General features: G+C 63.6%; 23 protein-coding genes. 14 read left to right on the forward strand and 9 right to left on the reverse strand.

Translation table 11 applies throughout. The features are described 5' to 3' along the window. Positions 1-60: 60 nt before the first annotated feature. Complete coding sequence (locus MNR02_RS05385) at positions 61-1,047, forward strand: aldo/keto reductase (protein ID WP_241948354.1); 987 nt, start codon at positions 61-63, stop codon at positions 1,045-1,047. 90 nt (positions 1,048-1,137) lie between these two features. Here MNR02_RS05385 and MNR02_RS05390 read toward each other — a convergent pair whose 3' ends face one another. Beyond that, complete coding sequence (locus MNR02_RS05390) at positions 1,138-1,335, reverse strand: hypothetical protein (protein WP_241598206.1); 198 nt, start codon at positions 1,333-1,335, stop codon at positions 1,138-1,140. A gap of 169 nt (positions 1,336-1,504) precedes the next feature. Between MNR02_RS05390 and MNR02_RS05395 the strand changes: the two genes are divergently transcribed. The 5 genes from MNR02_RS05395 (at position 1,505) to MNR02_RS05415 (ending at position 5,955) form a co-directional block, all read left to right on the forward strand. Further along, positions 1,505-1,888: a hypothetical protein gene (locus MNR02_RS05395; RefSeq protein WP_241948355.1), complete on the forward strand. Its 384-nt coding sequence runs from the start codon at positions 1,505-1,507 to the stop codon at positions 1,886-1,888. 247 nt (positions 1,889-2,135) lie between these two features. Next, positions 2,136-3,161, forward strand: a complete 1,026-nt coding sequence (locus tag MNR02_RS05400; protein ID WP_134647193.1) for a sulfate ABC transporter substrate-binding protein — start codon at positions 2,136-2,138, stop codon at positions 3,159-3,161. Positions 3,162-3,166: 5 nt separating this feature from the next. Next, on the forward strand, positions 3,167-4,030 hold the full coding sequence (cysT, locus tag MNR02_RS05405; protein WP_241948356.1) for a sulfate ABC transporter permease subunit CysT: 864 nt from the start codon (positions 3,167-3,169) through the stop codon (positions 4,028-4,030). Continuing rightward, positions 4,020-4,883 (forward strand): sulfate ABC transporter permease subunit CysW, encoded by an 864-nt coding sequence (gene cysW / locus MNR02_RS05410; RefSeq protein WP_241598209.1) that lies wholly within the window; start codon positions 4,020-4,022, stop codon positions 4,881-4,883. Before cysT ends, cysW begins: the two co-directional genes overlap by 11 nt. Positions 4,884-4,902: 19 nt before the next feature. Further along, positions 4,903-5,955 carry a sulfate/molybdate ABC transporter ATP-binding protein gene (locus tag MNR02_RS05415; RefSeq protein ID WP_241948357.1) on the forward strand — a complete coding sequence of 351 codons (1,053 nt, stop codon included), beginning with the start codon at positions 4,903-4,905 and terminating at the stop codon, positions 5,953-5,955. A gap of 15 nt (positions 5,956-5,970) precedes the next feature. Here the strand turns inward: MNR02_RS05415 and MNR02_RS05420 are convergent, their stop codons facing one another. Then, entirely contained in the window at positions 5,971-6,114 is a 144-nt protein-coding gene (locus tag MNR02_RS05420; RefSeq protein WP_241598212.1) for a hypothetical protein, read from the reverse strand. Positions 6,115-6,282: 168 nt separating this feature from the next. Here MNR02_RS05420 and MNR02_RS05425 point away from each other — a divergent pair, with 168 nt between their 5' ends. The 5 genes from MNR02_RS05425 to MNR02_RS05445 all read left to right on the forward strand — a co-directional run bounded on the left by MNR02_RS05425 (position 6,283) and on the right by MNR02_RS05445 (position 11,285). Next, the gene (locus tag MNR02_RS05425) at positions 6,283-7,920 is read left to right on the forward strand and encodes a phosphoethanolamine transferase (protein ID WP_241948358.1); all 1,638 of its coding nucleotides are present in this window, start codon (positions 6,283-6,285) and stop codon (positions 7,918-7,920) included. A gap of 94 nt (positions 7,921-8,014) precedes the next feature. Further along, a complete protein-coding gene (locus MNR02_RS05430; RefSeq protein ID WP_241598216.1) occupies positions 8,015-8,671 on the forward strand; it encodes a response regulator transcription factor in 657 nt (218 codons plus the stop codon). Then, positions 8,668-10,011: a histidine kinase dimerization/phospho-acceptor domain-containing protein gene (locus MNR02_RS05435; RefSeq protein ID WP_241948359.1), complete on the forward strand. Its 1,344-nt coding sequence runs from the start codon at positions 8,668-8,670 to the stop codon at positions 10,009-10,011. The genes MNR02_RS05430 and MNR02_RS05435 overlap by 4 nt, the downstream gene beginning before the upstream one ends. Before the next feature lie 172 nt (positions 10,012-10,183). Next, positions 10,184-10,405 carry a hypothetical protein gene (locus MNR02_RS05440; RefSeq protein ID WP_241598219.1) on the forward strand — a complete coding sequence of 74 codons (222 nt, stop codon included), beginning with the start codon at positions 10,184-10,186 and terminating at the stop codon, positions 10,403-10,405. Between the two features lie 103 nt (positions 10,406-10,508). Next, on the forward strand, positions 10,509-11,285 hold the full coding sequence (locus MNR02_RS05445) for an SDR family oxidoreductase (RefSeq protein WP_241948360.1): 777 nt from the start codon (positions 10,509-10,511) through the stop codon (positions 11,283-11,285). A gap of 7 nt (positions 11,286-11,292) precedes the next feature. Here MNR02_RS05445 and MNR02_RS05450 read toward each other — a convergent pair whose 3' ends face one another. Both MNR02_RS05450 and MNR02_RS05455 read right to left on the reverse strand, forming a co-directional pair. Further along, on the reverse strand, positions 11,293-11,547 hold the full coding sequence (locus MNR02_RS05450) for a hypothetical protein (RefSeq protein ID WP_241598223.1): 255 nt from the start codon (positions 11,545-11,547) through the stop codon (positions 11,293-11,295). A gap of 63 nt (positions 11,548-11,610) precedes the next feature. Further along, positions 11,611-12,459, reverse strand: a complete 849-nt coding sequence (locus MNR02_RS05455) for a LysR family transcriptional regulator (protein ID WP_241948361.1) — start codon at positions 12,457-12,459, stop codon at positions 11,611-11,613. Between the two features lie 130 nt (positions 12,460-12,589). Between MNR02_RS05455 and MNR02_RS05460 the strand changes: the two genes are divergently transcribed. Genes MNR02_RS05460 through MNR02_RS05470 form a run of 3 tightly spaced genes read left to right on the forward strand, consistent with a single transcriptional unit; the run spans position 12,590 to position 18,317 of the window. Further along, positions 12,590-15,040 carry an FAD-dependent oxidoreductase gene (locus tag MNR02_RS05460; RefSeq protein ID WP_241948362.1) on the forward strand — a complete coding sequence of 817 codons (2,451 nt, stop codon included), beginning with the start codon at positions 12,590-12,592 and terminating at the stop codon, positions 15,038-15,040. Next, positions 15,037-17,484 (forward strand): FAD-dependent oxidoreductase, encoded by a 2,448-nt coding sequence (locus MNR02_RS05465; RefSeq protein ID WP_241948363.1) that lies wholly within the window; start codon positions 15,037-15,039, stop codon positions 17,482-17,484. The genes MNR02_RS05460 and MNR02_RS05465 overlap by 4 nt, the downstream gene beginning before the upstream one ends. Then, positions 17,481-18,317 carry an oxaloacetate decarboxylase gene (locus MNR02_RS05470; RefSeq protein WP_241948364.1) on the forward strand — a complete coding sequence of 279 codons (837 nt, stop codon included), beginning with the start codon at positions 17,481-17,483 and terminating at the stop codon, positions 18,315-18,317. The genes MNR02_RS05465 and MNR02_RS05470 overlap by 4 nt, the downstream gene beginning before the upstream one ends. Positions 18,318-18,369: 52 nt before the next feature. Here MNR02_RS05470 and MNR02_RS05475 read toward each other — a convergent pair whose 3' ends face one another. The 5 genes from MNR02_RS05475 to MNR02_RS05495 form a co-directional block, all read right to left on the reverse strand. Further along, positions 18,370-18,885, reverse strand: a complete 516-nt coding sequence (locus tag MNR02_RS05475; protein WP_241948365.1) for a hypothetical protein — start codon at positions 18,883-18,885, stop codon at positions 18,370-18,372. A 59-nt stretch (positions 18,886-18,944) separates the two neighbouring features. Next, positions 18,945-20,048 (reverse strand): ABC transporter substrate-binding protein, encoded by a 1,104-nt coding sequence (locus MNR02_RS05480; protein WP_241948366.1) that lies wholly within the window; start codon positions 20,046-20,048, stop codon positions 18,945-18,947. Next, positions 20,045-20,800, reverse strand: coding sequence for a siderophore-iron reductase FhuF (gene fhuF, locus MNR02_RS05485; RefSeq protein WP_241948367.1), 756 nt, complete (start codon positions 20,798-20,800; stop codon positions 20,045-20,047). Before fhuF ends, MNR02_RS05480 begins: the two co-directional genes overlap by 4 nt. A gap of 168 nt (positions 20,801-20,968) precedes the next feature. Continuing rightward, positions 20,969-21,142 (reverse strand): DUF1328 domain-containing protein, encoded by a 174-nt coding sequence (locus MNR02_RS05490; RefSeq protein ID WP_241948368.1) that lies wholly within the window; start codon positions 21,140-21,142, stop codon positions 20,969-20,971. Positions 21,143-21,261: 119 nt separating this feature from the next. Continuing rightward, positions 21,262-22,689, reverse strand: coding sequence for a gamma-aminobutyraldehyde dehydrogenase (locus tag MNR02_RS05495; protein WP_241948369.1), 1,428 nt, complete (start codon positions 22,687-22,689; stop codon positions 21,262-21,264). Positions 22,690-22,706 lie beyond the last annotated feature (17 nt).

A 22,706-nucleotide genomic window follows, 5' to 3' on the forward strand; every position in this document is an offset into this window, starting at 1 on the left:
AGTGGTTTCTGCGGTAGGGTGCGCACTGCGGCCGGGAGGCCGGGTGATGAGGAGAATAGCATGAAGGATAGACAGTTCGGGCGCACGGGCCGTGTCGTTTCGGAGATCGGGTTCGGGGCCTGGGCCATCGGTGGAGCCTGGGGAGATGTTTCGGAGGATGAGGCGCGGGGCGCGCTGCATGCGGCGCTCGATGCCGGCACCACCTTCATCGATACGGCCGATGTCTATGGCGACGGCCGTTCGGAGCGCATCATCGCCGACGTGCTGAAGGAGCGCGGCGGCGAGCGGCCCTATGTGGCCACCAAGGCGGGGCGCCGCGCCGCGCCGCATGTAGCGGACGAATATAATCGCAAGAACCTGACCGCCTTCATCGACCGCTCGCTGCAGAACCTTGCAACGGATTGCCTCGATCTGGTGCAGCTGCATTGCCCGCCGACTGAGGTCTATTACCGTCCCGAGGTATTCGGCATCCTCGACGACCTCGTAGCGGCGGGCAAGATCCGCAATTACGGCGTTTCTGTCGAGAAGGTTGAGGAAGCGCTGAAAGCGATGGAATATCCCGGCGTCGTGTCGGTCCAGATCATCTACAACATCTTCCGCCAGCGCCCGGCCGGCCTGTTCTTTCGCGAGGCCAAGGCGAGGAATGTGGCGGTCATCGTGCGCGTGCCGCTGGCCTCGGGCCTGCTGACGGGCAAGATGAATGCAGCGACGACGTTCGCCGCGGACGACCATCGGGCGTTCAACCGCAACGGCGAGGCCTTCGACAAGGGCGAGACCTTCTCTGGCGTGCCTTATGACGTGGCGCTGGAGGCTGTCGAAGAGGTGCGCAAGCTGGTGCCGGGCAATGTCACCATGGCCCAGTTCGCGTTGCGCTGGATCCTGATGGAAGAGGCTGTCAGCGTCGTGATTCCGGGCGCGAAGAATGTCGCCCAGGCCAAGGGCAACAGTGCGGCAAGCGACATGGCCGCCTTGCCGGCCGAGACGATGGACGCATTGCGCGCGCTGTATCGCGAGCGGATCGCGCCGCATGTCCACCAGCTCTGGTAGGCATCAAGCACGACAGGCGGCGGCGGATATTGCCGCCGCCTGATTCGCGTGTGCCGGTCCTGATGCGGATCAGAAGTTTCCTGATGCGGGTCAGAAGTTGAGAAATTGCTTGGGGTCCTTGCGCGCGCGCATCAGAAGATCGAGCTCCCGCTTGGACGGGCCGAACTTCTCGAAAAGCCGTTCGGCTTCCGTGTGCGACAGCCCGTAGGCCGTGCGAAAGCTATCGAGCGTATACCGTTCTCCCGAAAGCCGCCGGTGATCGGGAAAGAGCTTAGACTGTTCCTGCATCTGCCATCGTGCCCAAACAAGGTTGCGTGCCCTTTCAACCGGTTGGGACGGGGATTGTTCCGGCAGCCGGCAGCAAAATCACTGACAAAGTTCGGGCGGGTGGTCAGGCGTAGAAAGGGTGCGATGCAGCATCGCGATTTGGCCGTAATCGGCTCGGAGGATTGCCGGCATGAACCGTCTCGTTGCGACTGTTATTGGCTTGCTTGCCCTCGGCTTCAGCCCATCGATGGCAGCTGCGAAAGGTGCCTATGTGGCCTGTGACAACGGCTTGCGCTGCGTGGTCGCGCCGTGCCCCTCGACCACCGCCCGCGACCTTGCCACCGGCCGCGCCATCAAGGGCGTTTATCCCGATGTCGATGGGTTGCCGGAAGCCGATCGGCAGCGCCTTCGTGACGCCGACGCGCTCTATTTCGGGACGCGCGTGCTGCGTGGTCATATCGAGGACCGCGAGACGGTGATCAGGGGCAGGACGCACCGCCTGCCCACGCTCGTCGTGACGGGTCTCGACCGTGCCGCGACCGCCGCCGAGCGGCGCCATTGCCCGCGGCGCTGAGCGCGGCAGCCCGGATTTTTCGCTGAACGGGTGCCGCGCACGGTCCCGGCAGGGTGATTTCGCGTGAACGAATATGCTCGCGAAGGCGGGCTTGTCCCCGTTGTCCGTTCCATGTGCCGGGTCTTTCGCGATGCGGCTTTTGCCCTATCGCGGCTGAAAGGGAACCGGTTTTGCAAACGTCTCGAGCATTGTTGACTAACTCTAGTAATTCCCTAGGCTTTTGGCAGAAACGCACAGGAGGTTGGACATGTCTATTTTGGTGAAACGGGTAGGGGCCTTGCTCCTGGGTGTCGGGCTGGCCTTTGGCAGCGTCACGGCGACGTGGGCGCAGACGACGTTGCTCAACGTGTCCTACGATCCGACCCGCGAACTCTACAAGGATTACAACGAGGCCTTTGCCAAGCACTGGAAGGCCGAGACCGGCGAGGATGTGACCATCCAGCAGTCGCATGGCGGCTCGGGCAAGCAGGCCCGCGCGGTGATCGACGGCCTGGAGGCTGATGTCGTGACGTTGGCGCTCGAAAGCGACATCAACGCCATCGTGGAAAAGACCGGCAAGATCAACAAGGATTGGCGCACGCGCCTGCCCAACAATTCATCGCCCTATACCTCCACGATCGTCTTCCTCGTGCGCAAGGGCAATCCCAAGGGCATCAAGAACTGGGGCGACCTGGTGAAGGGCGACGTGCAGATCGTGACGCCGAACCCGAAGACCTCGGGCGGCGCGCGCTGGAACTACCTCGCTGCCTGGGCCTGGGCGAACGAGGAATTCGGTGGCGATCAGGACAAGATCAAGGCCTATATCGCCGATCTCTACAAGCGGGCGCCGGTTCTCGACACGGGAGCGCGCGGCGCGCTGACGACGTTTGCCCAGCGCCAGATCGGCGACGTTCTGCTCGCCTGGGAAAACGAAGCCTATCTGGCCGGTGCGGAATTCGGCGCTGATGCGTTCGACATCGTTGCCCCGCCGATCTCGATTCTCGCCGAGCCACCGGTCGCCGTGGTCGATGGCAATGTCGATGCCAAGGGCACGCGCAAGCAGGCCGAGGCCTATCTGAACTACCTCTACTCCGAGGAAGGCCAGAACATCGCGGCCAAGCACTTCTATCGCCCTTCCAAGCGCGAAGTGGTGAAGCCGGAGTTGCTGCAACAGCTTCCCGAGATTAAGCTGGTCACCATCGACGACCCGATCTTCGGCGGATGGGCCAAGGCGCAGCCCGAGCACTTCGGCGACGGTGGCGTCTTCGACCAGATCTACAAGCCGGGGAACTGAGAACGTTGACGACGACTGCTGCTGCTTCCGGGCGGTGGCGACTGAAACAGCCGAGCGTCATTCCGGGTTTCGGACTGACGCTCGGTTTTTCGCTCGCCTATCTCACGCTCATCATCCTTATTCCGCTTGCCGGCCTCGTCTGGCGTTCGGCATCGCTCTCTGGTGCCGAATTCCTCGGCATCCTTTCCGATCCGCGCACGATCAATGCGCTGAAGATCTCCTTCGGCACCGCCTTCATCGCGGCCATCGTCAATGTGGTCTTCGGGGTCATCGTCGCCTGGGTCATCGTGCGCTACGAGTTTCCCGGCCGGCGCATCGTCGATGCGGTTGTCGACCTGCCTTTTGCGCTGCCCACAGCGGTTGCCGGCATCGCGCTTGCGGCGCTCTATGCGCCGAACGGCTGGATCGGCCAGATCCTCAATGTCTTCGGCATCAAGGCGGCCTTCAACCCGACGGGCATTGTGATCGCGCTGGTCTTCATCGGCCTGCCCTTCGTGGTGCGCACCGTGCAGACCGTGATGGAGGAGATCGACCGCGAGATCGAGGAGGCGGCGGCGACGCTCGGCGCAAACCGTTTCCAGACGGTCTTCCGCGTGCTGCTTCCGGGCCTGGCGCCGGCCATCCTCACGGGTTTCGCGCTCGCCTTCGCCCGCGGCGTGGGTGAATACGGTTCCGTCATCTTCATTGCCGGCAATATTCCCTATGTGTCGGAAATCGCGCCGCTTCTCATCGTCATCCGGCTGGAGGAGTTCAATTACGGCGCAGCGACCGCCATCGCCACGATCATGCTGGCGCTGTCCTTTGCCATGCTGCTGGTCATCAACCTCATCCAGGCATGGAGCCGCAGGAGATATGGTCATGGCGCATAAGTCTTCCCGCCGCCTGCGCTCTCCCACGACGGAGGCGCCCGCCGCCCGCTACACGCTGATGGCGCTGGCCTTCGTCTTCCTGGCGCTTTTCCTGCTGTTGCCGCTGGCCGCCGTGTTCATCGAGGCGTTCCGCAAGGGAACGGAGGAGTTCCTCGCGGCTTTCGGCGATCCCGATACGCTGGCCGCCATCCGGCTGACGCTGCTGGTGGCCGTCATCGCGGTGCCGCTCAACCTGGTCTTCGGCGTGGCGGCGGCATGGGCCATCGCCAAGTTCGAGTTCAAGGGCAAGGCGTTCCTGACGACGCTGATCGATCTTCCCTTCTCGGTCTCGCCGGTCATTTCCGGCCTTGTCTATGTGCTGTTGTTCGGCGCGGGCAGCGTGCTCGGTCCGTGGCTCAAGAGCCATGGGATCGAAATCCTATTCGCCGTGCCGGGCATCGTTCTCGCCACCATCTTCGTGACCTTCCCCTTCGTGGCGCGCGAACTCATCCCTCTCATGCAGGAGCAGGGCACGGGCGACGAGGAGGCGGCCCTGTCACTGGGGGCAAGCGGCTGGCAGACCTTCTGGTATGTCACGCTGCCCAACATCAAGTGGGGCCTGCTCTACGGCGTGCTGCTCTGCAACGCGCGCGCCATGGGCGAGTTCGGCGCGGTCTCGGTGGTCTCGGGCCATATCCGCGGCCTCACCAACACGATGCCTTTGCATGTGGAGATCCTCTACAACGAGTACAATTTCGTCGCCGCCTTCGCGGTGGCATCGCTGCTCGCCGCACTCGCGCTCGTCACGCTGGTCGTCAAGACGGCGCTCGAACTTCACTACGGCGCGGAAATCGCCGCCGGCCGCAAGCATTGATCTGAAAGGCACGCCCGCAATGGACGTCAGTGTAAAAAACCTTCGCAAGGAATTCGACCGTTACCCGGCGCTGCACGATGTCTCACTCGACATCCGCTCCGGCGAGCTGATCGCGCTTCTGGGGCCGTCCGGCTCCGGCAAGACCACCTTGCTCCGCCTCATCGCCGGCCTCGAGCAGCCTACGCTCGGCAGCATTCACTTCGGCGATGAGGACGCCTCGCACAAGACCGTGCAGGAGCGCAATATCGGCTTCGTGTTCCAGCATTATGCCCTTTTCCGCCACATGACGGTGGCTGACAACATCGCTTTCGGGCTGACGGTGCGTCCGCGCGGCGAGCGGCCTCCCAAGGCGGAGATCCGTCGCCGCGCCAGCGAGCTTCTGGAGATGGTGCAGCTTTCGGGACTGGAGAAGCGCTATCCCAACCAGCTGTCCGGCGGCCAGCGCCAGCGCGTGGCGCTCGCCCGTGCCATGGCGATCGAGCCGCGCGTGCTTTTGCTCGACGAGCCGTTTGGCGCGCTCGATGCCAAGGTGCGCAAGGAGCTGCGCCGCTGGCTGCGCGAATTCCATGACCGCACCGGCCACACCACCGTCTTCGTCACCCATGACCAGGAAGAAGCGCTGGAGTTGGCCGACCGCGTCGTGGTGATGAGCCAGGGCAAGATCGAGCAGGTCGGCTCGTCTGACGATGTCTACGATAGGCCGAATTCGCCCTTCGTGTTCTCGTTCATCGGGGACAGCGCGAGTGTGCCGGTCAGCATCGTCGATGGCTCGGTGCGTTTCCGGGGCAACGAGATCGGAGTTGCCACGCGCCAGGGCGATATTACCAGCGGCGAGGCGACGCTGTTCTTCCGCCCGCAGGACGTGACCCTCGTCACCGATCCGTCCGCACCGGCGCTGGAAGGGCGCGTCGTGACGTCCCGGCGGCTGGCTGGCACGCGTATCGCCGATCTGGATATCGGCGGGGCGGACGAACCGCTCCATGTGGAGATTGAGGTGCCGCTGGATGCGCAGGCGGCCAACGGCACGTCGATCCGCTTCCGTCCGCTCCGCTTCAAGCTGTTTGCGAAATAAAGGGAGGGGCCGGCCTCAGTCGGTCCCTGTTCCGAAGGCTTGCCGCAGCGCCTCGTCATGCGAGCGCAGGGATGGCCCCTGCGCGAGCGGTATCACCAGAACGAGAACGACCAGCGACGTGATGAAAAGCGCGCCTGGCAGCAAGAACCTCGATTTCACGCATCACCTCATATCTGCATGCGCCCCTTTTTCCCGTTCAACCTGACAGAGGGCTGAATGGGCGGGGCTGCATTCGTTCAGCCGTCTGTCAGCTTGCATGGGCAGGGAAGGCGTCAGGATGGCGGAGCGCGAATGCGCCTTCGCCGGATGGACGTGAAAGGATAGACCATGCGCGAAGGAAGCGGCCGCTTCACCCTGTGGCGGCCCGAATTGGGAAGCGTCACCGTCAGCATTCTGACGGCGCTTTACCTGCTGGCCCTGACGAACTGGAGCTTCTGGTCGAAGGGCTGGCTCTACCTGCAAGGCCGGCCGACAACCTTCGCCTCCATCGCCATCGGCATCACCTGCCTCTACATCGCGCTTTGCGTTGCCGTTTCGGTAAAATATGCGATGAAGCCCATCTTCATCGTGCTCATTCTCGGCGCGGCCTCGGGCGCGTGGTTCATGGACCGCTTCGGCGTCGTCATCGATATCGAGATGATCCGCAACGCCGCGCAGACCAACAGCTCGGAAGCGGGCCACCTCGTCACGCCGGGCTTCCTGCTGCACATGTTCGTCTACGGCGTCCTGCCGTCGCTTCTCCTGATGTGGGTTCGGGTGCGGCACAGGACCTTCCTTGCGAAGGTGCGCGGCAACCTCGCCGTCATCGCGCCGGCTCTGGTCATCGCGCTCGTCGCGGGCCTGTCGCATGGCCGCATCTATGCCGCCACCGTTCGCGCCCATCACGACTGGTTCGAGACGCTCAATCCCTTCGTGCCGCTCGTCACGGCCATCCAGTATGCTGCCGGTGAGACGAGTGACAGCAACATCGTGGCCGCCCCGCTGGGTGAGGACGCCCATGTCGCCGACAGCCCGCTTACCGAACGCAAGCCGCGCCTGATGATCGTGGTCGCCGGCGAAACGGCGCGGGCTGAGAATTTCTCGCTTGGCGGATATGGCCGCAACACCAATCCCGAGCTTGCCAAACAGGATATCCTGTACTTCCCGCAGACGACGAGCTGTGGCACGGCAACCGCCGTCTCGCTGCCCTGCATGTTCTCCGTCTATACGCGCGCGGAATATACCCATCGCAAGGGGCTGGAGACCCAGAACCTCGTCGACGTGCTCGGCCATGCCGGCGTGAATGTCGAATGGTGGGACAACAATACCGGCAGCAAGCAGATCGCCAGCCGCATCAAGGAGCTCGAGCTCTTCAAGAGCGGCATTCCCGGCCTCTGCTCCGGCGAGGAGTGCCGCGATCAGGTGCTGCTTGATAATCTCGACGCATTCATCGGGTCGGTAAAGTCGGACACGGTTCTCGTCCTGCACCAGATCGGCAGCCACGGGCCGGCCTATTACCAGCGTTATCCGGAGGAATTCCGCCGCTTCACGCCCGAGTGCCGCGCCGCCGATTTCTCCGAATGCAGCCGCGACGAGATCGTCAATGCCTATGACAACTCCATCGCCTATACGGACCACATCCTTTCAACCGTCATCGACAAGCTGCGCGGACAGGAGAATCGCCTCGACGTCTCCATGATCTACATGTCGGATCATGGCGAGTCGCTCGGCGAACTCGGTCTCTACCTGCACGGCACGCCCTATATGATCGCGCCGAGCCAGCAGACCCACGTGCCGTTCGTGCTGTGGCTCGGCAAGGATGAAAAGGCCGCCTATTCCGCGGATTGCCTCAAGGCGGAAACGGAAAAGCCGCAGTCGCACGACAATCTGTTCCACACGGTGCTCGGCATGATGCGGGTGCAGACGAAGGTACGTGACCCCGCGCTCGACCTCATGTCGGCGTGCCGGCTTGGCGCGCTCAGCTGAAACGGGGGCGATGGCGAGGCGCACCGCATCCATGTATTCTCCGGATTCGGAAGGCGGGCGAAAACGCGCCGCTCACAGACGGAGAGTGCGGCGCTTGAGGGTTCTGCTGACCGAAGACGATGCCGTTCTGGGCGAGGCCGTGCGCGATTACGTCGCCGGCCTCGGCCATGCGGTGGACTGGATGCAGACACTGGAGGACGCGCGTTCGGCGGCGGATACCGTGGCCTACGACCTCCTCCTGCTCGATCTGAGGCTGCCCGACGGCAGCGGGCTGTCGCTGCTGAAAGCCTTGCGCCGGGCGGGCGCGACCATGCCGATCATCATCCTCACTGCACATGACCAGATTTCCGACCGCATCGAGGGATTGAACAGCGGCGCGGACGATTATCTCGTGAAACCGTTCAATCTCGGTGAGCTCGGTGCGCGCATGCTGGCCGTCGCACGGCGCTATTCGGGTGCCGCGGTGCCGGTGGTGGAGGCCGGGCCGCTGACGATCCGGCTCGCCGACCGGCGCGTGCTGCGCGAAGGTGAAGTGATCGATCTTTCCAGCCGCGAATGGGCCGTGCTCGCACGTCTTGCGGCGCGCCCGGAGGCGATCGTCTCCAAGGGGCAGATCGAAGAGGCGCTCTACGCCTTCGGCTCCGAAATCGAGAGCAACACGGTGGAGGTCTATGTCAGCCGGCTGCGCAAGAAGCTTGGCAAGGATTGCGTCGAGACGCTGCGCGGCATCGGCTACAGGCTCGGCCGATGAGGGGAATCAACAGCCTCGCCGGCCAGCTCATGCTGTGGATCGCCGGCACGATTACCGTGCTCTGGCTCGTGGCCGTGGCTTTTGGCGCATTCGTCATGCGCGAGGAATTCGGCGAGATCTTCGACGGGGTTCTGCAGGAGACGGCCGAACGGCTCGTGCCGCTCGCGCTGGACGATCTTCTGGCGCAGGCGAAGGCGGGTGCAGCGCTGCGCCGGGGCTCGCTGCCGGCCGAGCCGGGCGAGGGCAACCTCACCTATCAGGTCCGCGACGGTGCCGGCAACGTGCTTCTTCATTCCCATGCCGCAGCCGAAAAGCCCTTCGATGCACCGCTGGAGACCGGGTTCTTCGAGGGCAGGGACGGGCGCGTCTACACCGCCTCGGATGAGGACGGCACGATCTTCGTGCAGGTGGTCTATTCCGCAGACGAGCGGCAGGAGGCGGTGATGGAGGGCTCGCTCGCGCTTCTCCTGCCGGTGCTGTTGATCGTTCCGATCACGCTTCTGGCGGTGTGGTTCGTGGTGCGGCGCGTGCTGTCGCCGGTGGAGGCGCTGCGCGCGGCGATCGGCGAAAAGGACGGCGGTAACCTCGCGGCCATCGAGGAGGTGAGGCTTCCGCGCGAGCTGAAGCCGATCCAGCGCTCGGTCAACCTTCTGCTTGCCCGCCTGCGCGCCGTCATTGATGCCGAGCGCGAATTCACCTCCAACAGCGCGCATGAATTGCGCACGCCGCTTGCCGGCGCGCTCGCGCAGACGCAGCTGCTCCTCTCCGAACTGAAGGACGGTCCTGCGCAGAGCCGCGCCCGCCAGATCGAGGCTGCGCTGCAAAGGTTGACCAAGCTCACGGAGAAGCTGTTGCAGCTTGCCCGCGCCGAAGCCGGCGTTGGCGTGACCGAAGCCACATTCGATGTTGGCGATGTCGTCAATCTCGTCGTTACCGATTTCCAGCGCGCCTCCGACGACGCCACACGCATCCGCCTGCACGGCCATGGTTCGGCTCCCGTGCTGCGCGGCGGCAATGCCGACACCTTCGCCATCGTGGTGCGCAACCTCGTTGAAAACGCGCTTTTGCACGGACAGGAAGGCGAGCCGGTCGATATCCACATTGCGCCGACGGGCAATGTGCGCGTCGTCAACGCTGCGCCGGCGATGACCGTTGCCGAACTTGCGGCCGTTCGCAAGCGCTTTTCCCGCGGCAAGACGCTTGCAGCCGGCTCAGGGCTCGGGCTTTCCATCGCCGAGCGGCTTCTGTCGCAGATGCGCGCCAGCCTTGTCCTGACATCGCCGGCACCGGGTCGTTTGGATGGTTTTCAGGCAGAGATCGTGTTTCCCGTCCCGGATTGATGCCCGGTTTGCCCGGTTCTGTTTTCTTTTCGTACATCCTCGTTTGCCGGCGTTCTTAGCTGGAACACCGTCGCCGCCCTGTGCGATATTTTCTGTCTTTGTGTGAGAAAAATGTGGCTTTGTGCCATGTTTTGTGGTTTTATGTGTTTATAATCAAAAACAGGTGGGGAACATGGGTCGTAAACCGGAAGAGTATGCGCGCCTGCTTGCCAGCGCGCTTTGCAAACTGCATGCAGCAGAAAGCGGCGGGGCATACCCCCTGGTTTCTGAAAACAGTATCCGCGTCATCAGCGAAACCTTCGCGACAGCGATTGATGAAGCGCGGAAAATCTATATCGAACAAGATCTTGTGGCGCGGCGTGAACGCCACGAGCGCATTCATCTTCATTCCTGAGCCCGTGCCGGCCGTCCGCGGCCGTCATGTCCCGCGATGACTTTCCGGTCGCCGTGCGCTAGGTGTTTGTGCATCGAGCACGGCGATTTCGGGGAGAACGGGCATGACGGACTGGGGCAGCACCGGCAAGGGAAGGATCGCGCTGGTCACGGGCGGCGGCACGGGTATCGGCCTTGCCATCGCCCGAGGGCTGAGCGCGGAAGGCTATGCCGTGATCATCACCGGCCGGCGCGCCGCCGTCTTAGAAAAGGCGGCCGCGGAGATTGGCGCCGAGACCGGCCAGGCCGTCCGGGCGATCGTCTGCGATGTCGGCGACCCCGTTCAGGTGCAGGCGACCTTTACAGAGGTGAAGCAGGATTTCGGGCGGCTCGACCTTCTCGTCAACAATGCCGGCTCCAATGTCTCGCCCGCGCTTCTGGAGGACATTCCCTTCGAGGAATGGACGAGCATCCTTGCCGCCAATCTCACCGGCGCTTTTCTCTGCACGCAGCAGGCGTTCCGCCTGATGAAGGATCAGAGTCCACGCGGCGGGCGTATCATCAACAATGGCTCGATCTCCGCGACCACGCCCCGGCCGAACTCGGCACCCTACACGGCAACCAAGCATGCCATTGCCGGCCTTACCAAGTCGACGGCGCTCGACGGACGCAAATACGGCATCGCCTGCGGCCAGATCGATATCGGCAATGCTGCCACCGACATGACGGCGCGCATGAGCACGGGCGTCTTGCAGCCGAACGGCGAGACGGTGAGCGAGCCCACCATGTCGGTCAAGCACGTCGCAGATGCGGTGATCTACATGGCCAGCCTGCCGCTCGACGCCAATGTGCTCGACATGACCGTCATGGCGACCAACATGCCCTTTGTTGGTCGCGGATAGCTCGGCGTCAGCGCCGCGGCTCTCCGCCTGCGGCATAGACCGTCTTCTGCTGGAACTTGAAGATGTGGCCGCAGCGGCAGCGGATCATGTGCTTGTCGGGATACTTCGATGGCCGCTCGGTGGCGAAGCCGCGCGGCAGTTCGTCCACCCTGAAATCGGGGTCCTTGCGCGTCGGCATGTCGTCTTCCGATACTTCTGCATAGCCGGAATGGCCGCACATGGCGCATTCGAGTTTGCGCGAATAGCGGTCGCGGGCGGCCATGGGAACTCCTTCGTCGGATCTGATTTGCCGTTAATAGGCAGCGTGCGGGGCAGTTTCAATGCTTCATGCTGCAAGAAGCGCCTGAAGGATGGAGATGATGCGCCGGTGCTGATGCGCATGGCGCGTGCGCACGTTCACCGCGGCATAGACCGGCTGGAGGATCGGCTCGGCGCCCTCCACACGCTGCACCGTGCCGGCGCGCACCAGCCGTTCGGCATCGGCCCGCGTCACGAAGGCGGAGCCGCCGAGCTTCTGCATCAGGGCGAGCATCGCCGTGGTCTCGCCGCTGGCGATCGGCGCCGTGGACAGGTCGGGATGCGCCTGCCGGTGCATTCGGTCGAAGGCGGGGGAATAGACGGCCTGGATGTAATCGTCCGGCCGCACATCTTCGATGCGGCGCACCCGGTTGCTCACCATCTCGTAATGCATGTCGCCGATGCGCTCATAATGCAGGTCGGGCAGGTAGTGCGGCGTGAAGAGGATGGCGAGGTCGAGGTCGCCCGCACCCAGATCGCGGTTCATCTGGCTGGAATAATCCACCTCCAGATAGATGGAAGTGGCCGGCAGTTCGCGGCGCACGGCGGCCAGCCATTCGCCGGCATAATGGGCAGCGAGATCGTGCTGCAGACCGATGCGCATGGAGCGCTCGTAGGCACCGGCCGTCTCCACCGCGCGCGTTGCCTCATGCCATTGATGTTGCAGGGCTTTCGCGTGGTCTAGAAAACGCAGGCCCGCGGCCGTCGGCTGCGTTCCGCCCTTGTTGCGGGCAAAGAGTTTGCGCGCGAACTGCGCCTCCAGCGCATTGATGCGATGTGTGACCGTGGATTGCGTCACGTTCAGCCGCTCAGCCGTGCGGTTGAAGTTGCGGGTTTCCATCAGGTCCAGGAATGTCTCGATCAGAATGATTTGCATGAAGGCGCCGTCTTTTCCCGAATATTTCGAGGAAATGTAATCGGTGCTTTCGATTAATAAAGCAAAATCCGCCGGGTTGCCGCCCTTCGCTTTGATTGCCAAAAATCAAGCGCAAAGAAGGGGAACGAGAATGTCCGCACTGCCAAGCCATGCCCGCGTCGTCATCATCGGCGGAGGCGCCGTCGGCGCGTCCGCGCTCTATCATCTAGCAAAGGCCGGGTGGACGGATTGCGTGCTGCTCGAGAAGAACGAACTGACCGCCGGCTCCACCTGGCATGCTGCCGGCAATGTGCCGACCTTCTCCGCGTCCTGGTCGATCATGAACATGCAGCGCTATTCCGCTTCGCTCTACCGCGAGCTGGGCACGCTGGTCGATTATCCCATGAACTACCACGTCACCGGCTCCATCCGGCTTGGCCATTCGAAGGAGCGCTTGCAGGAGTTCAAGCGCGTCGTCGGCATGGGCCGCTATCAGGGCATGGACCTCGACATTCTCACGCCCGATGAGATGCAGGGAAAATACCCCTTCCTCGAAACGCATGACCTGACTGGCGCACTCTACGATCCCTATGATGGCGATATCGACCCCGCGCAGCTGACGCAGGCGCTCGCCAAGGGCGCGCGCGACATGGGCGCGAAGATCTTCCGCTTCTGTCCCGCCACCGGCGCGCGGCGCGAGGGCGAGGAGTGGGTGATCACCACGCCGCAGGGCGAAATCCGCTGCGAGAAGGTCGTCAACGCCGCTGGCTATTATGCGCGCGAGGTGGGAAAATGGTTCGGCCGCGAGGTGCCGATGATGGTGATGAGCCATCAGTACATTCTCTTCGAGGAAATCCCTGAGCTTGCCGCGTGGTCCAAGGAAGCCGGCCACAAGCTGCCGCTGCTGCGCGACGTGGATTCGTCCTATTATCTCCGCCAGGAGAAGACGGGCATGAATCTCGGCCCCTATGAGCGCAATTGCAAGGCACACTGGGTGACGCCAGATGATCCGATGCCGGACGATTTCTCGTTCCAGCTTTTCCCCGACGATCTCGACCGTCTCGAATGGTATCTCAACGATGCCGTCGAGCGCGTGCCGATCCTCGGCACGGCGGGCCTGTCGCGCATGATCAACGGTCCCATTCCCTATGCGCCCGATGGCAACCCGCTGATCGGTCCCATGCCCGGCGTGCCGAACGCATACGAAGCCTGCGTTTTCACCTTCGGCATCTGCCAGGCGGGCGGCGCCGGCAAGGTTCTGGCGGAATGGGTGACGGAGGGTGAGACGGAGTGGGACATGTGGTCCTGCGATCCGCGCCGCTATACGAGCTTCGCCGCGAATAAGGATTACTGCATCGCCAAGGGCATGGAAATCTACGGCCACGAATATGCCATGCACTTCCCCAAGCATGCCTGGCCGGCAGGACGCGACCAGAAGCTCTCGCCGATCCACGATCGCATCAAGGCGCTCGGCGCGCAGTTCAAGCCCTATAACGGCTGGGAGCGCGCCATGTGGTACACCAAGCCCGGTGACGACATATCCGAAGAATCGACGCAGACCTGGAACCGCGAGGGTCCGTGGCGGCCGCGCATCGAGGAGGAGTGCCGCGCCGTCACCGAGGCCGCTGGCATTCTCGACCTGCCCGGTTTCTCGCGCTTCCGCGTGAAGGGTGAGGGGGCGACGGCATGGCTCTCGACGTTGACCACCGGCAAGCTGCCGAAACCCGGCCGCATCGGCCTTGCTTATTTCGCCGACGACAAGGGGCGCATCGTCACGGAAATGTCGGTGATGATGCTGGACGAGGATTTCTTCTTCCTCATCACAGCCGCAACCGCCCAGTGGCACGATTTCGAATGGTTGCAGAAGCATCTGCCCAAGGATGCAGCCTTCACCATCGACGACGTGACGGAGAGTTTTTCCTGCCAGATCCTTTCCGGTCCCAATTCCCGCGCCATCCTTGCGGAGGTTTCGGATGCCGATCTTTCCAAGGGCTGGCTGACGCATCATAGCTGCCAGATCGCCGGCCGCTGGTGCCAGCTGGTGCGGGTGTCCTTTGCCGGCGAACTCGGCTGGGAAATCCACACGAAGATCGAGGATACCGCCGCCATCTTCGACGCAGTGTGGGAAGCGGGCCAGAAGCATGGCCTCAAACCCTTCGGCATGGAGGCGCTGGACAGCCTACGCATCGAGAAGGGCTACCGCGCCTGGAAGGGTGACCTTTCGACCGATTACACCATCCTGCAAGGCGGCCTCGACCGTTTCGTCGACTGGAGCAAGCCCGATTTCAAGGGCAAGGCGGCGCTGGAGCGCGAGAAGCAGAACGGCGTCACCAAGCGCTTCGTGCTTTTGACGGTAGAGGCCGGCGACTGCGACGCGCCCTACATGTCGACGCTCTGGCATGGCGGACAGGTGGTCGGCGAGACCACCTCCGGCAACTGGGGCTACCGTGTCGGCAAATCCATCGCGCTCGGCATGCTGCGCGCCGACCTCGCCTTGGCAGGCACCGAGATCGAGGTGGAAATCTACGGCGACCGTTTCAAGGCAGTGGTCCAGCCGGACGGGCCGCTTTTCGACCCCAACAATGAAAGACTGCGTGCATGAGCAAGCCCATCCCTTCGAAGGCAAGAGCCGTCATCATCGGCGGCGGCGTGTCCGGCTGTTCGGTCGCCTACCATCTGGCGAAACTCGGCTGGACGGATGTGGTGCTGCTGGAGCGCAAGCAGCTGACATCAGGCACGACCTGGCATGCGGCAGGCCTCATCGGCCAGCTACGCGCCTCGCAGAACATGACGCGGCTCGCGAAATATTCCGCCGACCTCTACACCAAGCTCGAGGCCGAGACCGGCATCGGCACGGGTATGCGCCAGTGCGGCTCGATGACGGTGGCGCTGACGGAGGAACGCAAAGAGGAGATCTACCGCCAGGCCTCGCTTGCACGCGCCTTCGATGTCGACGTGCGCGAGATCACCGTCGACGAGGTGAAGGCGATGTATCCGCATCTCAACACGGCGGATATCAAGGCGGCCGTGCATCTGCCGCTCGACGGCCAGTGCGATCCAGCCAATATCGCCATGGCGCTTGCCAAGGGTGCGCGCCAGAACGGTGCGACCGTTCTCGAAGGTGTCAAGGTTACGTCCGTCGAGACGAAGGACGGCCGCATGACGGGCGTCACCTGCGAGCAAAACGGCGAGACGTTCACCATCGAGACCGAAAACGTCGTCAACGCCGCCGGCATGTGGGGCCGCACGCTGGCTGACATGTCGGGTGTTACGCTGCCGCTGCATGCCTGCGAGCACTTCTACATCGTCACCGAGCCGATCCCGAACCTCCAGCGCCTGCCGGTGCTGCGCGTGCCGGACGAGTGCACCTATTACAAGGAAGATGCCGGCAAGATGCTGATCGGCGCTTTCGAGCTGAAGGCCAAGCCCTGGGGCATGGACGGCATTTCGGAAGATTTCTGCTTCGACCAGCTGCCGGAGGATTTCGATCACTTCCAGCCGATCCTCGAAAACGCCATCAACCGCATGCCGATGCTGGAGACGGCCGGCATCCACACCTTCTTCAACGGCCCCGAGAGCTTCACGCCTGACGACCGCTACTATCTCGGCGAAGCGCCGCAGCTGAAGGGCTACTGGGTCGCGGCCGGTTACAACTCCATAGGCATCGTCTCCTCCGGTGGCGCAGGCATGGCGCTGGCGCAATGGATGAACGACGGCGAGCCGCCCTTCGATCTCTGGGAGGTGGATATCCGCCGCGCCCAGCCGTTCCAGAGGAACCGTGCCTATCTCAAGGACCGTGTTTCCGAAACGCTCGGCCTGCTCTATGCCGATCACTTTCCCTATCGCCAGATGGCGACCGCCCGCGGCGTGCGGCGTTCGCCCATCCACGAGCATCTGAAGGCGCGCGGTGCCGTCTTCGGAGAGGTCGCCGGCTGGGAGCGTGCAAACTGGTTTGCGAAGGAAGGCCAGGAGCGGGAATACCGCTATTCCTGGAAGCGGCAGAACTGGTTCGAGAACCAGAAGCAAGAGCATCTGGCTGTCCGCAACGGCGTCGGCCTTTTCGACATGACGTCCTTCGGCAAGATTCGCGTCGAGGGCCGCGATGCGCTGGCTTTCCTCCAGAAACTCTGCGCCAACCAGATGGACGTCGCCCCCGGGAAGATCGTCTACACTCAGATGCTCAACGCCCGTGGTGGCATCGAGAGCGATCTGACGGTGACCCGCCTTTCGGAGACCGCCTTCTTCCTCGTCGTGCCCGGCGCGACGCTGCAGCGCGATCTTGCCTGGCTGCGAAAGCATTTGAAAGACGAGTTCGTCGTCATCACCGACGTCACGGCCGCCGAAAGCGTGCTCTGCGTCATGGGGCCGAAGGCGCGTGAGCTCATGCAGAAAGTCAGCCCGAACGATTTCTCCAATGCCGCACACCCCTTCGCCACCGCGCGGGAGATCGAGATCGGCATGGGCCTCGCCCGCGCGCACCGCGTCACCTATGTCGGCGAGCTTGGCTGGGAACTCTATGTGTCCACCGACCAGACGGCCCATGTCTTCGAGGCGCTGGAAGCGGCGGGTGCCGATGTCGGCCTGAAACTCTGCGGCCTGCACACGCTGGATTCGTGCCGCATCGAAAAGGCATTCCGCCATTTTGGCCACGACATCACCGACGAAGACCATGTGCTGGAAGCCGGTCTCGGTTTTGCCGTGCGCACGAAGAAGGGCGATTTCATCGGCCGCGACGCCGTTATCAGGAAGGAAGAGGAGGGGCTGAAGCGTCGCATGGTGCAATTCCGCCTCACCGATCCCGAGCCGCTGCTCTTCCACAACGAGGCGCTGGTGCGCGACGGCGAGATCGTTTCGACCATCACGTCGGGCAATTACGGCCACTTCCTCGGCGGTGCCATCGGCATGGGTTACGTGCCCTGTGCAGGCGAGAGCGAAGCCGATATGCTCGCCTCCCGCTATGAAGTCGAGATCGCGGGCGTGCGGGTTAAGGCGGAAGCCTCGCTCGTGCCGCTCTACGATCCGAAATCCGAAAGAGTGCGCGCGTGACCAGCCTTGCCGACCGCCATCGCCGTTTCCATCAACTCCATCAGTCGGGCTGCTTCGTCATCCCCAATCCGTGGGATATCGGCTCGGCGCGCATGATGGCGGCATCCGGTGCGGTGGCGCTCGCCACGACCTCGGCCGGCTTTGCCTTCACGCTTGGCCGGCCCGACATGGGCCGCGTCAGCCGCGAGGAATCCCTCAGGCATGCAGAGGATATCGTGCGCGCCACGCCGTTGCCGGTGTCGGGCGATTTCGAAAACGGCTTTGCCGATGCGCCCGACGATGTCGCCGAGACGATCCGGCTTGCGGCCGAAGTTGGCCTGTCCGGCTGCTCCATAGAGGACACGCAGATGGTGGAGGGTAACCCCGCCTATGCATTCGACCTTGCCGTCGAGCGCATCCGCGCCGCTGCGGACGCCGCCCGTTCGCTCGGCCGGCCTTTCATCCTGTGCGCTCGCGCCGACGGTGTTATGAACGGCGTTTACGATCTCGACGAAGCGATCCGCCGCATTCAGGCCTTCGAAAAGGCCGGCGCGGATCTGGTCTATGTGCCGGTGCCGCCGGGCGAGGCGGAACTGCGCCGCGTCGTCGACGCCGTGTCCATACCCGTCAATGCGCTGGCCGCAGGGCCGCTGCGCGCGCTCACGGTGCCTGAAATCGCTGCGATCGGCGTGCGCCGCATCTCGCTCGGCTCGATGATCGCACGCGTCACCCATGCGGCAATCGCCGAGCAGATGGAGGCGATCGTCAGGGATGGCAGCTTTGCCAAACTGTCGGCCGCCGCCTCGGGGGATCGCATCAACGCCATGCTGATCGCCGGTGCGGACGAGGGCTGAGCCCAGAAGCATTTCCAGCCGAAGCGGGATCGCTTCGGCGTCGAACAATGCTCTATCGGGCCGCCGCACGCACGTCGCGGACGCCAAAATCCCATTCGGGCGCAGTGACCGGGTTGAAGTCGCTGCCGGGGAACACGGCGAAGGTGGAGAAATCCTGGGTTTCTCCCGGCAGCACGCGCAGCACGACGAGCGCGTCGTCGCGGCCCACTTCCCGGCAGGTCCCGCCGGGGCAATCCGACAGAATCACGTCGAGCCGGAAGGACTGCATGGGGCTTGTACCCTTGTTGGCGATGCGGCCCGTGACACGGTAGCTCGTTTTCGTCTGGCCCATCGTCGCCTGCATGTCGGAGAGCTCGACCGTATCGGCGAGGATGACCGACGTTGCCACGTTGCCGGAAACCGGCTCGCCCGTCGGAATGCGGTCTTCCCGCAGCCAGATCAGCAGAGCCGAGACCAGCCCGATGGCAACCACGATGGTCAGTGCGGGTTCGACCCAGCTTTGGAAGCGCCGGAAGCGCAGTGCGAGATAGAGAATTGTCGCCGCTGCGACCGCAAATGCCCAGATCATTCAAGTCCTCCTGGACCTGATATAGCCTCTGGCATCCCGTCCCGAAAGGGCGCGCGTGGTCAATTCGACTTGAGGTCGATCCAGTAGGCGCCGTCGAAGGGCACGGCGGCGAAGCGCGTATTGATCTCCTTCAGGGTCGCGTCGGGATCGATGCTGGGAAAGACATCCGGCCGCAATCGCTGCGCGAAGAATTCGGCGGCGACGATGTTCAGCGGCACGGCGTTGAAGAAGTTCCACAGTGCATGCACCCGCCCTTCGCGCACGGCGCGCAGGTTCGCGAGATGCGGCGCTTCCACGAGGCGGGCGAGCGTTTCGCGCGCCCGGTCCGGATCGACGCCCGGGCCGACCGTCAGCGATGTATAGGCACCATCGGGCAGGGCGGTTGCGATATAGACATCGGGATCGGCACCAATGACCAACTCCGCGCTCACCGTGCCGCCCTGGCGCGGCAGGTCGGCGGCGATGTTGCGGCTGCCGGTGATGGCGAGGAATTCGCCAAGCCCGCCGGTGCCGAAGGCAAAGCAGCATTTGTCCGGGTTCGGCAGACCGTCCATGAAGACGGTGGGGCCGGGTTCGGGATGCGCCGCGGCCAGGTCGCGAATACGCTTCACCCGTGCTTCGTAAAAGTCGGCGAAGGCGTTGGCCTGTTCCTCACGGTTCAGCACGCGGCCGAGAAAGCGCATGTTGCGTGCGGTGTTCTCCAGCGCATTGCTGTTGAAATCCACCACGATGACAGGGACGCCGGCCTGTTCGAGAAAACCGATCGCCTGCCGGCCCGCATCGGTATCGGCCTGCCAGTTGGCGAGAATGGCAAGGTCGGCGTTCAGCGACAGCAGCGCCTCGAAGGATACCGATATGCCGTCGCCGATGACAGGCACCTTCTCGATGGCGGGAAATTTCTCCCTGAATTGCGCATAGAGCCCCGACTTTTCGCCCTTCATGTCGCCGGCCCAACCGGCCAGCAGGCTGACGGGATCTGGATGGATAAGCGACAGCGCCACAAGATCGAGCCCGGTGCCGAGCAGGATCGCCTTCGGTGCGGCGGGGATTGTGACCTCGCGGCCGAAGGAATCCGTCACGGTCAACGGATACTGCACCTCGGCGCGCGCGGGCAGAACGGCGAACAGGAGGAAGGCCAGAAGGGCAAGGGCGCGTTTCATCATTGTTTTCTCAGTTCCGGCAGGGCGCAGAGTTCGCCACAGGCGGGAATACCCGGCAGCATGTAGCGCAGGCAGCAGACCTTGCGGCGGCAGTGGATCGCATCCGCTTCCACGTCGTGGCGCAGGCAGCCGTGAAAAGGATTGCGGTTTCCGTTGGCAAGGTGCGGGCAATGGAACAACGGACGGGAGGGCCAATGGTCATCGCCCTCGGGCTGCGACCGGTCCGTCGTGTTGAACGCGTAGTCGAGGTAGACGGCGGCATTGGTCCACGCGAGCCGAGTGGCGATGCCGGTCTTTTCCTTCAGCGCGTTTACGACCGGGGCCAGATGCGTCTCCACCAGCGGCGCCACAACGTCGAGCAGATCGCAGTCCTCGCTCCATTCGCCTTCGTCCGGCAGTCCGAAGGCGCGCGGCAGGCCGTCGTCCGAAAGTGCGATGGTCATGGTGTCGATGGAAACAGGCAGCCGGGTTTCCGCCCGGCGCGCTACCACATAGGGAATGTTGAGCGCAGAGAAATAGTAGAGCGACCAGTAGGAAGCGACCGCCCGGCGGTCAGCGCCCGGGTGGTGCGCCGCATAGCGCTCGAGCGTATCGCGCAGCCCGTCGCCGCTCAGCAAGTCACGAAGCGGTATCGCGCCCTCGAGTTCTGACGACAACATCATCTTCTCGCCGCACCAGGCGTGCTCGCCGGCGAAAATCGCCTTGAGACCGGGTGCGAACGCACGGGCACCCTGCATGGTATCGACGGATGTCATGCCGCCTCTCCGGCAGCGGAGCGACGGTGTCTTTCAGCACGGCATGGACTGGAGTGGGGCATAAGGACGACAGGCGATCACGGGTTAAAGGTGATCGCTTTTATCATCTTTATTGCCGCCGTCACACCCCGGAGCACGGAAAATCGCGCTCCGGGGTCGCGGGGTTCATCAGACAACAGCACTGCCGGCCATCAGCGCCAGCACGATGAAGATGAGGAAGATTACGATGGCGATGGCGAAGAGGACCTTCGAGATCGTCGCGGTTACCGATGATACGCCGGAAAAGCCGAGGAAGCCGGTGATCAGCGAGATGACGAGAAAAATCAGAGCCCATTTCAGCATGGAAGTACCTCCTGTCAGGTCTCGCAAAGACGCGCCAGAGGCGAAAAGGTTCCACCCGGTTATACCCCTCTGGCCGTTAGGCCAGAGGGGGTGATGAAGCCCGACCACCCTCAACGAACTCACCCGTGATTGATCATCACATGGCGCACGGCGGTGTAGTCTTCCAGCGCGTAGATAGACATGTCCTTGCCATAGCCCGACTGCTTGACGCCGCCATGCGGCATCTCGTTGGTCAGCATGAAGTGTGTGTTGATCCAGGTGCAGCCATATTGCAGGCGCGACGCCGCGGTCATCGCCTTGCCGATATCCTTCGTCCAGACGGAGGAGGCGAGGCCGTAATCGCTGTCGTTCGCCCAGGTGATCGCCTGGTCCGCATCGGAAAAGCGGGTGACGGAGACGACGGGGCCGAACACTTCCCGGCGGACGATCTCGTCCTCCTGCGTGGCGCCGGCCACCACTGTCGGCTGGAAGAAGAAGCCGTCATCACTGCCGGCATGGCCGCCGGTGGTGATCTCGATATGCTTCACGTCGGAGGCGCGCTCCACGAAGCTCGCAACGCGGTCGCGCTGGCGGCGCGAGATCAGCGGGCCGATCTCGTTCAGCGTGTCGTCGGGATCGTTGTACTTGATGGTGGAGACCGCGGCGGAAAGATCGGCGACGAGCTTCTCGTAGATGCCGTCCTGCGCATAGATGCGGCAGGCCGCCGTGCAGTCCTGCCCGGCATTGTAGTAGCCGAAGGCGCGCACGCCGGCGACGACCGACTCGAGATCGGCATCGTCGAACACGACGACCGGGGCCTTGCCGCCGAGTTCCAGATGGGTGCGCTTCACGGTCTTGGCGGCGGCGGTCAGCACCTTCTTGCCGGTGGCGATGTCGCCGGTGATCGAGACCATGTTGATCTTCGGATGGTTGATCAGTGTGTTGCCGACCGTCTCGCCGCGGCCGAGCACGATGTTGACCACGCCTTCCGGCAGGATGTCTGCTAGCAGCTTCGCCATTTTCAGCGCCGTCAGGGGCGTCTGTTCGGAGGGCTTGAAGACGACGGTGTTGCCGCCGGCAATGGCGGGCGCGAGCTTCCAGGCCATCATCATCAGCGGATAGTTCCAAGGCGCGATCGAGCCGACGATGCCGACCGGATCGCGGCGCACCATGGAAGTGAAGCCGGGCAGGTATTCGGCGGCGACCGGCGCGTGCAGCGAGCGGATCGCACCGGCGAAGAAGCGCCAGCAGTCGACGATGGCGGGCAGTTCGTCGTTGCGGGCGGCGTTGATCGGCTTGCCGCAGTTCAGCGCCTCGAGCGCAGCGAAGGCATCGGCATCCTTCTCGATGGCGTCGGCGATCTTCAGGAGATAGGCGGAACGCTCGCCCGGCGTGGTCTTCGCCCAGGAGACGAAGGCCTTCTCGGCGGCGTCGACGGCGGCATCGATCTGCGCGTGGGAGGCCTCCGGCAGGTCGACGATCCTGGCGCCGGTCTTGGGGTTCAGAATGTGTTCTTCCGCCTCGGTGCCGGCTTCGAAACGTGCGCCGATCAGCATCTGGGTGTCCATGATGTTCTCCCTTGTCG

It is taken from the genome of Shinella sp. H4-D48, assembly GCF_022637395.1.
In the GTDB taxonomy this organism is placed as follows: Bacteria; Pseudomonadota; Alphaproteobacteria; order Rhizobiales; family Rhizobiaceae; genus Shinella; species Shinella sedimenti.

Bases quoted from the DNA above. Each gene is read 5' to 3' on its own strand.
- MNR02_RS05415 (WP_241948357.1), top strand. From the start codon at position 4,903: ATGGACGTCAGTGTAAAAAACCTTCGCAAGGAATTCGACCGTTACCCG.
- MNR02_RS05490 (WP_241948368.1), bottom strand. From the start codon at position 21,142: ATGCTGAAATGGGCTCTGATTTTTCTCGTCATCTCGCTGATCACCGGC.
- MNR02_RS05435 (WP_241948359.1), top strand. From the start codon at position 8,668: ATGAGGGGAATCAACAGCCTCGCCGGCCAGCTCATGCTGTGGATCGCC.
- MNR02_RS05475 (WP_241948365.1), bottom strand. From the start codon at position 18,885: ATGATCTGGGCATTTGCGGTCGCAGCGGCGACAATTCTCTATCTCGCA.
- fhuF (WP_241948367.1), bottom strand. From the start codon at position 20,800: ATGACATCCGTCGATACCATGCAGGGTGCCCGTGCGTTCGCACCCGGT.
- MNR02_RS05400 (WP_134647193.1), top strand. From the start codon at position 2,136: ATGTCTATTTTGGTGAAACGGGTAGGGGCCTTGCTCCTGGGTGTCGGG.
- MNR02_RS05450 (WP_241598223.1), bottom strand. From the start codon at position 11,547: ATGGCCGCCCGCGACCGCTATTCGCGCAAACTCGAATGCGCCATGTGC.
- MNR02_RS05390 (WP_241598206.1), bottom strand. From the start codon at position 1,335: ATGCAGGAACAGTCTAAGCTCTTTCCCGATCACCGGCGGCTTTCGGGA.
- MNR02_RS05480 (WP_241948366.1), bottom strand. From the start codon at position 20,048: ATGATGAAACGCGCCCTTGCCCTTCTGGCCTTCCTCCTGTTCGCCGTT.
- MNR02_RS05385 (WP_241948354.1), top strand. From the start codon at position 61: ATGAAGGATAGACAGTTCGGGCGCACGGGCCGTGTCGTTTCGGAGATC.
- cysW (WP_241598209.1), top strand. From the start codon at position 4,020: ATGGCGCATAAGTCTTCCCGCCGCCTGCGCTCTCCCACGACGGAGGCG.
- MNR02_RS05395 (WP_241948355.1), top strand. From the start codon at position 1,505: ATGAACCGTCTCGTTGCGACTGTTATTGGCTTGCTTGCCCTCGGCTTC.
- MNR02_RS05455 (WP_241948361.1), bottom strand. From the start codon at position 12,459: ATGCAAATCATTCTGATCGAGACATTCCTGGACCTGATGGAAACCCGC.
- MNR02_RS05440 (WP_241598219.1), top strand. From the start codon at position 10,184: ATGGGTCGTAAACCGGAAGAGTATGCGCGCCTGCTTGCCAGCGCGCTT.
- MNR02_RS05465 (WP_241948363.1), top strand. From the start codon at position 15,037: ATGAGCAAGCCCATCCCTTCGAAGGCAAGAGCCGTCATCATCGGCGGC.
- MNR02_RS05425 (WP_241948358.1), top strand. From the start codon at position 6,283: ATGCGCGAAGGAAGCGGCCGCTTCACCCTGTGGCGGCCCGAATTGGGA.
- MNR02_RS05495 (WP_241948369.1), bottom strand. From the start codon at position 22,689: ATGGACACCCAGATGCTGATCGGCGCACGTTTCGAAGCCGGCACCGAG.
- MNR02_RS05445 (WP_241948360.1), top strand. From the start codon at position 10,509: ATGACGGACTGGGGCAGCACCGGCAAGGGAAGGATCGCGCTGGTCACG.
- MNR02_RS05460 (WP_241948362.1), top strand. From the start codon at position 12,590: ATGTCCGCACTGCCAAGCCATGCCCGCGTCGTCATCATCGGCGGAGGC.